Source organism: Rhizobium sp. BR 317 (assembly GCF_047445835.1).
In the GTDB taxonomy this organism is placed as follows: Bacteria; Pseudomonadota; Alphaproteobacteria; order Rhizobiales; family Rhizobiaceae; genus Rhizobium; species Rhizobium paranaense.
In genome coordinates, this window is the sequence record NZ_JARWLB010000091.1 from 1 (window position 1) to 1,994 (window position 1,994).

At 57.0% G+C, this 1,994-nt stretch carries 4 protein-coding genes; all 4 read left to right on the forward strand.

The genetic code is table 11. The features are described from left to right. Nucleotides 1-482: NAD(P)-dependent oxidoreductase (locus QD357_RS31900; protein WP_414126010.1), on the forward strand; the 482-nt coding region annotated here is incomplete at its 5' end. 91 nt (nucleotides 483-573) lie between these two features. Then, nucleotides 574-1,002 (forward strand): carboxymuconolactone decarboxylase family protein, encoded by a 429-nt coding sequence (locus tag QD357_RS31905; RefSeq protein ID WP_004129705.1) that lies wholly within the window; start codon nucleotides 574-576, stop codon nucleotides 1,000-1,002. A 79-nt stretch (nucleotides 1,003-1,081) separates the two neighbouring features. Then, a complete protein-coding gene (locus QD357_RS31910) occupies nucleotides 1,082-1,465 on the forward strand; it encodes a hypothetical protein (protein ID WP_414126012.1) in 384 nt (127 codons plus the stop codon). Beyond that, nucleotides 1,462-1,994: alpha/beta fold hydrolase (locus QD357_RS31915; protein WP_414126014.1), on the forward strand; the 533-nt coding region annotated here is incomplete at its 3' end. The genes QD357_RS31910 and QD357_RS31915, both read left to right, overlap by 4 nt.

Here is a 1,994-nt window from a genome sequence, read left to right on the forward strand (position 1 = left end):
GCACCTTKACAATCATGGCCGGTGGGGAGGATGCTGATATCGAGGAGGCCGAGCCGCTGCTGAAGGCAGTGGGACAACAGGTGTTCCGGACGGGGCCAGTTGGCTCGGGTCWCGCKATGAAAGCGATTAACAACTTCGTATCCGGTGCAGGTGTGCTGGCGGCGATCGAGGGTGTCCTTCTTGGACGTGCCTTCGGCCTKGAGCCGGCGACGATCGTCGATATTCTMAACTCGTCGTCTGGAAAGAACAACGCCACCGAAGTGAAGATGAAGCAGTTCATCCTCTCTGAGACGTTCGGGTCGGGATTTGCCATTGGCCTGATGGCCAAGGATATCMGCATCGCCGCCGATCTCGCCAAGACGCTTKGTCTTCGCCTCGATGCTCTCGCCAGCACGGCAGACGCCTGGGATGCTGCACAGAAGGCGCTAGGCCCATCCGAGGACCACACCCGCATCATCCGATACGTCGAAGATCACAATTAGCCCCGGAAACTCGCGAATTCGGGCGAAACAGACAGATTGTCGGACAATMAGTTGATCTTGTCATAGACAGTAAAGCTAGGAGCGTTGTCGAATGACCGCCACGAAAGAAACGAAAGTGAAAACACACGGCAAGGAGCGGCCTGTCCCTTCGAAACAGTTCGCTCAAGGGCTGGCGACGCGTCGTGAAGTCATGGGCGATGCCTATGTCGACGCAGCACTCGGTAAGGCGACCGACTTCACCTGGCCTATGCAGCAGCTCGTCACTGAGTATTGCTGGAACGAGATCTGGAATCGACCAGGCCTCGACAGGCGCGCGCGGTCCATTCTGAACCTTGGCATGATCTCCGTTCTCAATCGTCCGCATGAGCTCAAGGGGCACGTGCGCGGCGCGATCAACAACGGCCTCACCAAGGAGGAAATCCAGGAGATTTTCCTGCAGGTCGCGATCTACGCCGGCGTACCGGCGGGCATCGACAGCTTCCGAAACGCCCAGGAGGTCTTCAACGAAATGGGCATCTGAAGCCGCCGCCGCTGGGCGTGGCGGAAAATTTTGAAAGGCGTGGATCGGCCGCGCCGTTTTAACCAGGGAGGAGCCGAACTTGGCCATCGATCTCGAGAAGTTCAAAAAACTRGCGCTKGAGGACTTCGAGTTCAAGCGCGAAACCCGTTATCTCAACGGCATTATCAAATGCGATTTTCCTAGCCGCAGCGTCGCACTCCACTTCGAAGACGGCAAGATGGTGAAGGTCGAAGAAGCCGCCTACKACGACGAGAAGTGCAAGATCGTCATCCGGGGCACGGGTKAACAGTGGGACGCGCTTCTCCAGAAGAAGCCGCGGCCGTTTTATCAGTGCCTGCAGTCGTCAAACATCAAACACGGTCTGTTCCTTAGCAACAATAACGAAACCTTCGCGTATCTCCCTGCGCTCAATCGCATGACGAACCTGATGCGCGAAGCCCGCCCGGAAGGAGTAGCAGCATGACCAGGCATGATCCAATCACGGGCCGTTACGTCTACCTGACGATCGAAGGCATCGAATATCGCGTCTATTACGAGGAAGCCGGAGAGGGCATTCCCTTGCTTGTCGGTCATACGGCGGGCTCCGACGGCCGCCAGTACCGCCACACGCTCTGCGACGAAGACGTKACCAAGAACTTCCGCGTCATCGCGTTCGACTTGCCCTATCACGGGAAGTCTCTTCCTCCACACGGCGTTCGCTGGTGGGAGAAAGAGTACAACATGACCAAGAAGTTCATGATGGATTTCCAACTGGAACTCTCTAAAGCCCTTGGTCTGGACCGCCCMGTTTATATGGGTAGCTCGATGGGCGGACATCTTGCTATCGATCTGGCGTCGAATTACCCCGACAACTTCCGCGCTACCATCTCCGTCGAAGGGGCACTGCGCTCGGCTGCCGAATATGTCGATGTCGGCATGGCAGGCATTCGGAAAGAATTCGACAACCCAAACGTGAACAGCACCTCCATCGGCGCGGCCATGATGCTCAATAT

Coding starts and splice junctions, on each gene's coding strand:
- QD357_RS31905 (WP_004129705.1), top strand. CDS start 574: ATGACCGCCACGAAAGAAACGAAAGTGAAAACACACGGCAAGGAGCGG.